Source organism: Actinoallomurus sp. NPDC052274 (assembly GCF_040679475.1).
Classification (GTDB): Bacteria; Actinomycetota; Actinomycetes; order Streptosporangiales; family Streptosporangiaceae; genus Actinoallomurus; species Actinoallomurus liliacearum.
The window spans coordinates 93,801-102,767 of sequence record NZ_JBFAUT010000031.1 but is presented as its reverse complement, the minus strand read 5'-3'; the positions used below and the strand labels follow the sequence as shown (position 1 = coordinate 102,767).

Annotated in this window: 6 protein-coding genes; all 6 read left to right on the top strand. The window is 73.3% G+C overall.

From position 1 onward, the window contains the following. Nucleotides 1-672: hypothetical protein (locus AB0K82_RS25515; RefSeq protein ID WP_364401243.1), on the top strand; the 672-nt coding region annotated here is incomplete at its 5' end. Nucleotides 673-717: 45 nt separating this feature from the next. Next, complete coding sequence (locus tag AB0K82_RS25510) at nucleotides 718-1,647, top strand: LLM class F420-dependent oxidoreductase (protein WP_364401241.1); 930 nt, start codon at nucleotides 718-720, stop codon at nucleotides 1,645-1,647. Nucleotides 1,648-1,720: 73 nt separating this feature from the next. Then, nucleotides 1,721-3,322, top strand: coding sequence for a serine/threonine-protein kinase (locus tag AB0K82_RS25505; RefSeq protein WP_364401238.1), 1,602 nt, complete (start codon nucleotides 1,721-1,723; stop codon nucleotides 3,320-3,322). A gap of 96 nt (nucleotides 3,323-3,418) precedes the next feature. Next, entirely contained in the window at nucleotides 3,419-4,858 is a 1,440-nt protein-coding gene (locus AB0K82_RS25500; RefSeq protein WP_364401236.1) for a 3' terminal RNA ribose 2'-O-methyltransferase Hen1, read from the top strand. After that, complete coding sequence (locus AB0K82_RS25495) at nucleotides 4,855-7,446, top strand: polynucleotide kinase-phosphatase (protein WP_364401234.1); 2,592 nt, start codon at nucleotides 4,855-4,857, stop codon at nucleotides 7,444-7,446. Before AB0K82_RS25500 ends, AB0K82_RS25495 begins: the two co-directional genes overlap by 4 nt. Before the next feature lie 191 nt (nucleotides 7,447-7,637). Continuing rightward, a complete protein-coding gene (locus AB0K82_RS25490) occupies nucleotides 7,638-8,795 on the top strand; it encodes a GDSL-type esterase/lipase family protein (protein WP_364401231.1) in 1,158 nt (385 codons plus the stop codon). Nucleotides 8,796-8,967: the final 172 nt, after the last annotated feature.

The window sequence follows — 8,967 nt, the reverse complement described above, 5'->3', positions numbered from 1 at the left end:
CAACAGGGTGTCCCGGCGTGCGGTGCCTGCGCGGGTCAGCAGGGTGTCCCGGCGTGCGGTGCCTGCGCGGGACAACAGGGTGTCCCGGCGTGCGGCTCCGCGGTGAACGGGCCGGCCGGGAACGTCGCCGACCACCCGGCCGGCGCCCCGTGCGCCTCGTCGCCGGCGCGCGTCGCGGCCGAGCCCGGCAAGGCGGCCGCGACCGGAGTCGACAGCGGAATCCACCGCGGCGGTACGGCCGAGGCGCCGATCGGGCCCGGCATCGGGCCGGAGCGGCCCGCTCCGAGCGAGGACACGCCCATCGTGATCGGCAAGGACCGCCACTGCCTGACGCAGGGGCCGGGCTTCGTCTGCCCGCTCGGCGCCATCCCGCCGGGCAGGACCCGCAAGCTCCGGCTGGCCGTGCGGGCCCGGCCGCACGCCCACCCGGGCAGGCTCCGCTGCCTCAGCACGGTCGCGTCCGGGACGCCGGACGAGAACCCGGCCAACAACAGTGTCGCCTGCCACACCCGCAACGCCCGGCCGATGCCGGTGCGGCCGGTCCCGGGCGTCCATCGCCTGCCGCACACCGGCTTCCCGTACGCGACGGTGGCGCTGTCGGGGATGGGACTGGCGGCCGTCGGCCTCCTCCTGGTGTGGATCGGTCGCGCGCGGCGCGGCGAAGAGGTCTAGACCAAATAGTGCATTAGACGGTGGCGGGGTAGCAGGATGGGAGCCATGCTTCTGCGGATCTTCACAGAGCCCCAGCAGGGGGCGAGCTACGACACCCTGCTCCGCGTCGCCAAGGCCACCGAGGAGTGCGGCTTCGACGCGTTCTTCCGCTCCGACCATTACCTGAAGATGGGAGACGTCAGCGGCCTGCCGGGGCCGTCCGACGCCTGGATCACCCTGGCCGGACTGGCCCGGGAGACCCGGCGGATCCGTCTCGGCACGCTGGTGACCGCCGCGACCTTCCGGTTGCCCGGTCCGCTGGCCATCTCCGTGGCCAACGTCGACCAGATGAGCGGAGGACGCGTCGAGCTCGGGCTGGGCACGGGATGGTTCGAGGAGGAGCACACCGCGTACGGCATCCCGTTCCCGAGCCTGAGCGAGCGTTTCGACCGGCTGCACGAGCAGTTGCAGATCGTGACGGGGCTGTGGGAGACGCCGACCGGTAAGACGTTCTCCTTCGAGGGCGACCACTACCGGGTGACGGATTCGCCCGCGCTGCCGAAGCCCGCGCAGCAGCCGCGCCCCCCTCTGATCATCGGGGGCGTCGGCGCGAAGCGGACACCCCGGCTGGCGGCGCGGTACGCCGACGAGTACAACGTGCCCTTCAACGGGCTGCAGGAGACCGGGTCGGCGTACGAGCGCGTGCGGGCGGCCTGTGAGCAGGGTGGCCGGTCCTGCCAGTCGATGACCTTCTCCGCCGCGCAGGTCGTGTGCTGCGGGCGGGACGAGGCGGAGATCGCGCGCCGGGCCGAAGCGATCGGCCGGCGGGTCGACGAACTGCGCGAGAACGGCCTGGCCGGCACCCCGGCCGAAGTGGTGGAGAAGATCGGCCGGTTCCGTGAGCTCGGCGCCGAGCGGATGTATCTCCAGGTGCTCGACCTCGACGATCTGGACCACCTCGAGCTCATCGCGAGCGAGGTGCTCCGCCAGGTGTGACGGTCATGCCAGGTTGATCGCCCGGTGTCGGAGGACGCCGGGCGATCGCCCTTTTTTGCGGCAGAATCCCGGCATGCCCTCTCTACGGCCGTTGACGTCCCAGGACCCGCCGGAGATCGCCGGCTATCGCCTGCTCGGCCGGCTGGGCGAAGGCGGCCAGGGAGTCGTCTGCCTCGGCGAGTCGCCGTCCGGCGAGCGGGTGGCCGTCAAGCTGCTGCGGTCCGCCGGTGACGCGCGCGAGCGGCGGTACTTCGCCAAGGAACTGGCCGCCGCGCGGAAGGTCGACCCGTTCTGTACGGCGCGGATCCTCGCGGCCGATGTCGAGGGCGAGGTGCCCTACATCGTCAGCGAGTTCATCGACGGCCCGTCGCTGCGTCAGGTGGTGGGGGAGAACGGCCCGTTGCGCGGGTCGGCGCTCCAACGGCTGGCGATCGGCACGGCGACCGCCCTGGTCGCGATCCACCAGGCGGAGGTCGTCCACCGTGATTTCAAACCGGCCAACGTCATGATGGGGCCCGACGGGCCACGCGTGATCGACTTCGGGGTGGCGTACGTCGTCGACGCCACGCTCAGCGGTCACATCACCGGGACCCCGGCGTTCATGGCGCCGGAGCAGTTGCGCAACGAGCCGCCGGGACGGGCGGCGGACATGTTCGCCTGGGGCGGGACGATCGTGTACGCGGCGACGGGCCGGCCCCCGTTCGGGCAGGACCACATCGGCGCGGTGGTGAGCCGGATCCAGCACGCGCCGCCGGACCTCGGCGACCTCCAGGGCCCCCTGCGGGTGATCGCGGCGGCCTGCCTGGACAAGGACCCGGCCCGGCGGCCGTCGGCGCGGCAGGCCCTGGCCTGGCTGCTCGGCGAGGAGCCGCTGCCATCCCCCGGGCAGGGGACGGCCGGACCGACCGTTCGCCGGCACCCTGCACCCGTTCCCTGGGCTCCCGGTGCGGCGCCGTCCGTCACCACGCCCTCGGCGCATCCGTACGCCACCACCAGGGAGCCGTACGGACCCGGTGGTCCCGCCGCCTCGCGGTCAGGGTCCGGAGGACGGACGGCGTTGGGAGCGGGGGCGGTGGTCGTCGCGGCGCTGGTGGCCGTCGCCGTGACGCTCGTCCCCTGGAACGCCGGGGCGGGCCGTACGCACAAGCCGACGCCCACGCCGACGCCGACACCCCCGGCGAACCTCACGTGGTTCGACACGCTGGGCCTGCCGCTGCGCTCCGGCTGGACCGTCGTCGACACCGAGTTCTCCGGGAAGCACGTGCTGACCGATCGGTGCACGGACCCGAAGGCCGAATTCTTCAGGACGCCGTGCACCGGATTCTGGGTGATGGGCGCGAAACAGATCAACACCGCGGCGCACGGCTTCGGCAGCTATCTGGCGGGAAGGCAGATGTACTATCCGGCCTCAGACGTCGAACCGTGCCCGAACTTTCCGGAGGACTTCATCGTCATGCCGAAGAAGCCGGTGGTGACGGAGCAGCGCCGGATCGGCGGGCGTCCCGCGACGTACAGCGAATACGCCGTCAGTTGCGCCGAGCAGGGCGGCGCTCACCGGACCACCAGTGGTTATACCGAGCGTGAATGGTATATCGCCGACCGGCAGGTCCTCATCATCGATGTGACCTCCAATCCCGACCTTCCGGACGTGCTTTCCAAGGCGTACTGGCACTGAGGTGCCGGTCGGCGCACGCGCTGAATGTCGATCGCGAGACCTCCGCCCAACGAAAACCAGTGGGGGAGGAGCCGGGCATCCGGAACACTGTGCCGTGTGCTGCTGACGATCACCACGACCGTGCGCCCGGCCACCGATCTCGGGTACCTGCTGGTCAAGCACCCCGAGCGGGTGCAGACGTTCGAGCAGTCCTTCGGCACCGCGCACGTCTTCTACCCCGACGCGTCACCCGACCGGTGCACCGCGGCGCTGCTCCTCGACGTCGACCCGATCAAGCTGGCGAAGGCGCGGAAGACGCCGGACCTGTCCCTCGGGCAGTACGTCAACGACCGGCCGTACGCCGCGTCGTCCCTGCTGGCCTCGGCGATGGCGAACGTCTTCCGCACCGCGATGCGCGGCGCGAGCCGGGACCGCGCCGCGCTGGCGGCGACGCCGATCCCGCTGACGGTCACGCTGCCCGCGCTGCCGTGCCGGGGCGGCGCGGAGGCGGCCCGGCGGCTGTTCGAGCCGCTCGGCTGGCGGGTGACGGCCCGGCCGGTCCCGCTCGACCCGGAGTTCCCGCAGTGGGGCGACTCCCGGTACGTCACGCTCACGCTCGAAGGCGAGCTGAAGCTGGCCGACGCGCTGAACCAGGTGTACGTCCTGCTGCCCGTCCTCGATGATTCAAAGCACTACTGGATCGCCTCGGACGAGGTGGACAAGCTGATCCGGGCGGGCGCGGGCTGGCTGGCGGCGCACCCGGAGCGCGGCCGCATCACCCGCCGTTACCTGGCGAACCGCCGCGGCCTGGTCCGTACGGCGCTGGCCCGTCTTGCCGAGGCCGACGACCGTCCGGAGGACGCGCTCGACCGGGACCCGATCGACGAGGAGCCGACCGTGTCCGACCCGGCGGCCGCCGAGCCGGGCGACGCGGAGACCGGCACCGAGGCGGCGGCCCCGCCGGTCCCGCTCGCCGAACGCCGCGTCCAGGCGGTGCTCGACGTGCTGCGGGCCGAAGAGGCGCAGCGGGTCATCGACCTCGGCTGCGGCTCCGGGAAGCTGCTGACCCGGCTGCTGCAGGACCCGTACTTCCGCTCCGTCGCGGGCACCGACGTCTCGCCGCGGGCCATCATGATCGCCCAGCGGCGGCTCAAGCCCGCGCGCCTCACGCGTGCGCAGGAGGAACGGCTGAGCCTCTTCACGGCGGCGCTCACCTACGCCGACGACCGGTTCCACGGCTACGACGCGGCGGTGCTGATGGAGGTCATCGAGCACGTGGACGTGCCGCGGCTGCCCGCCGTCGAACGCGTCGTGTTCGGCGACGCCCGGCCACGGGTCGTGGTCGTCACGACGCCGAACGCCGAGTACAACGTCCGCTACGAGGGCCTCACCGGCTTCCGGCACCCGGACCACCGGTTCGAGTGGACCCGCGCGGAGTTCCGGGAGTGGGCCGCACGGGTCGCCGGAGCGTACGGCTACCAGGTCCGGTACGTCCCGGTCGGCGACGACGACAGCGAGGTCGGCGCGCCGACCCAGATGGGGGTTTTCACCCGATGACAGAGCTCGAGAGTACGGAGGTCGAGGCCCGGGAGCTCGTGATCCCGGAGCTGGCGCTCGTCGTGCTGGTCGGCGTGTCGGGCTCCGGCAAGTCCCACTTCGCCCGCCGGCACTTCGCCCCGACCCAGGTGGTGTCCTCGGACTACTGCCGGGGCGTCGTGTCGGACGACGAGAACGACCAGTCGGCCACCGCCGACGCCTTCGACCTGCTGCATTACATCGTGCGCACGCGCCTGCGGCGCGGCCTGCTCACGGTCGTGGACGCCACCAACGTGCAGCCGCGCTCGCGCGAGCAGCTGGTGCGGATCGCCAAGGAGCACGATGTGCTCGCCGTCGCGGTCGTCCTCGACGTGCCCGAGTCGGTCGCGATGGAGCGCAACGCCGCCCGGACCGACCGGGACCTGCCCGACCACGTCGTTCCCCGGCAGCGTCGCGAGTTGCGGCGCGGGCTGCGCGGACTGCACCGGGAGTTCAAGCGCGCGTACGTGCTGCGCGGCGAGGAGATCGACCGGGCCGTCGTCACGTACGACAAGGCGTGGTCGGACAAGCGGCACATCACCGGCCCGTTCGACCTGATCGGCGACGTGCACGGCTGCCGGGCCGAGCTGGAGGACCTGCTCACCGAGCTCGGGTACGCGATCGAGCGCGACCCGCTCGGCCGCCCGGTGGGCGCCGCGCATCCCGAGGGCCGGACCGCCGTCTTCCTGGGCGACCTGGTCGACCGGGGGCCCGACACCCCCGGCGTGCTCCGTCTCGCCATGGGCATGGTCGCCGCCGGGACCGCGCTGTGCGTCCCCGGCAACCACGAGAACAAGCTCGTACGCGCGCTCAGGGGCCGCCGGGTCACGGTCGGCCACGGCCTCGCCCAGTCGCTCGAACAGCTCGGGAACGAGCCCGAGGAGTTCCGCGCGGCGGCGCTGGCCTTCATGGACGGCCTCGTCAGCCACCTGGTCCTCGACGGAGGGCGCCTCGTCGTGGCGCACGCGGGGCTCAAGGAGGCCTACCACGGACGGGCGTCGGGCCGCGTACGGTCGTTCGCGCTGTACGGCGAGACGACCGGCGAGACCGACGAGTACGGCCTGCCCGTGCGGTACCCGTGGGCGAACGACTACCGGGGCGAGGCCATGGTCGTGTACGGCCACACCCCGGTGCCCGAGCCGGAGTGGGTCAACAACACGCTGTGCGTCGACACCGGCTGCGTCTTCGGCGGCCGGCTGACCGCGCTGCGCTACCCGGAGAAGAGGCTCGTCTCGGTCCCCGCGCACGAGGTCTGGTACGAGCCGGTCCGGCCGCTCGTCCCGGAGACCGCGACCGCGCCCGGCTCGCACCGGGAGTCCGGTGTGCTGCGCATCGCCGACGTACGGGAGGCGGTCCGGACGCGGCTGATGGGCCGCGTCAGCGTCCGCGACGAGAACGTCTGGCCGGCCCTGGAGGTCATGAGCCGGTTCGGCGTCGACCCACGCTGGCTGGTGTACCTGCCGCCGACGATGGCCCCCGCTCCCACGTCCGCGTTCGAGGGATACCTGGAGCACCCGGCCGAGGCGTTCGAGGAGTACCGGCGGCAGGGCGTCGCGCGGGTCGTGTGCGAGGAGAAGCACATGGGCTCGCGTGCCGTCGTGGTCGTCGCCCGCGACGAGCGCGCCGCCGCCGACCGGTTCGGGGTGGACGACGGCACGACCGGGGCGGTCTACACGCGGACCGGCCGGCCGTTCTTCCCGGACCCGGCGACGACGGAGGAGTTCCTGGCGCGGGTCCGGGCGGCCGCGGGCGGGCTGTTCGCCGAGCTCGGGACCGGGTGGCTCGTGCTGGACTGCGAGCTGATGCCGTGGTCGGCCAAGGCCGTCGAGCTGCTGCGCACCCAGTACGCCGCGACCGGCGCGGCGGCCCGCGCCGCGCTGCCTATGGCCGCGGACGTCCTCGACCGCGCCGCCGCGCGCGGCCTGGACGTGGCCGCGCTGCGCGACCGCGTGACCCGCCGGTCGGCCAACGCGGAGCTGTTCCGGGACGCCTACGCGCGCTACTGCTGGCCGACGGAAGGGCTGAAGGGACTGCGGCTGGCCCCGTTCCAGGTGCTCGCCGGGGAGGGCCGCTCGTACGCCGAGCGGGACCACCTGTGGCACCTGGCGGTCGCCGACCGGCTGGCCGCCGCCGACGCGGAGCTGTTCGCGCCGACCCGGTCGCACGTCCTGGACCTGAACGGCGACGAGTCCGCCGCGGTCGCGTGGTGGACGGAGCTGACCGCGGCCGGCGGCGAGGGCATGGTCGTCAAGCCGCTGCCCCCGGCCGAGGGCGGTGGACCGGCGCCGGCCGGGCCGGACGGGGAGCGCCGCCTCGTACAGCCCGGCCTGAAGTGCCGGGGCCGGGAGTACCTGCGGATCATCTACGGGCCGGACTACACCGAGCCGGAGCACCTCGAACGGCTGCGGCAGCGGTCGCTGGGCCGCAAGCGGTCCCTCGCCATGCGGGAGCACGCCCTCGGTCTGGAGGCCCTGGACCGGCTGGCGGCCGGAGAGCCGCTCTGGCGGGTCCACCAGGCGGTGTTCGGCGTGCTCGCGCTCGAGTCCGAGCCCGTCGACCCCCGCCTCTGAGGTCGGGGCCTGCCCTCCGGGTTCCGGTTCACGGGCCCTGCCCTCCGGGCTGTGGTCCCCGGGCCTCGAACTCCGGGCTGTGATCTTCGGGCGTCGCGCGGAGGACGCATCCGCGATCTTCCGCGCGGCGCGCCGGGGGCCGTACGTTCGGTGGTGGCCGCCGCCGCGGCCCGGAACGAAAGGTCGATCGAATGGCATTCGCCGACGTCCCCCTGCTCGACGGCCCGGTCGAGATCCGAGGCGCGCTGGATCTGGAGCGCACCGAGGCCGGGCTTCGCCCCCGGCGTCTGCCGAGCTGGACGAGGCCGCAGATCCCGAGCCCGTTCTGTGAGCTCGTGGTGGCCATGCCGTCCGGTGTCCGGATGGTGTTCGCCACTGAGGCGACGGGGCTGGAACTCGACGTGCTGACCACCAAGACGCTGGGCTCCACGGGCGAGCCCAATTCCGGCGGTGTGTTCGAGCTGGTGGTGGACGGTGTGCCGGGGGAGCGGGTCGCCACGCCCGACGGCAATGTGCTCGCCATGGACACGTCCGGCGTCAAGCCCCCGGAGATCACGCCGGGTGAGCCCGCCACCGTGCGCTTCGGGCCGCTGCCGCCCGGGCGCAAGGAGGTCGAGATCTGGCTTCCGCAGAGCGCCCCGGTGGAGCTGATCGCGTTGCGCGCCGACGGGCCGGTGCATCCGCCGCAGCCCGATCCCCGGCCGCGCTGGGTGCACCACGGCAGCTCGATCAGCCACTGCGTGGAGGCCGACAACCCGCTCGGCACCTGGCCCGTCGTCGCGGCGCGGGCCGCCGACGTGAACGTCTTGAACCTCGGGCTGGCGGGCAACGCCATGCTCGATCCGTTCACCGCCCGGACCATCCGCGACCTGCCCGCCGACCTGATCAGCCTCAAACTCGGCATCAACGTCGTCAACGGCGACACCATGCGGCTGCGGGCCTTCGAACCCGCGGTGCACGGCTTCCTCGACACCGTGCGCGAGGGCCACCCGGAGACGCCGCTGCTGGTCATCTCGCCGATCCTGTGCCCGATGGTGGAGGATCGGCCCGGCCCGACGTTCGACGACATCGAGGACGGGGTCGTGCGCTTCCGCTCGGTCGGCGACCCGGCGGGACTCGCCGCGGGCGCCCTGAGCCTCTCGGTGATCCGGGAGGCCCTGCACCGGATCGTGGGGGAGCGGTCGGCCACGGACCCGAACCTGCACTACCTGGACGGACGCGAGCTGTTCGGCGAATCGGACCTCGCCGACCTGCCCGACGCGCTGCACCCGAACGCCGCCGGGTACCGCCGGATGGGGGAGCGCTTCGCCGCGTACGCCTTCGCCGCGGGCGGCCCGTTCGCCCACTGACGCGCTCCCGGTCGAGGACACGCTCCCGCCCGCTGACGCGCTCGCGGCCGCCGACGTCCGGACGGACGCCGGCGGCCGGGAGCACCGCCTCGTGCCGGCGACCGGCGGTGCCGGCGACCGGCGGTGCCGTCTCGTGCCGACGGGCGCCGGCGGCCGGCGACGCGGCCCGGTC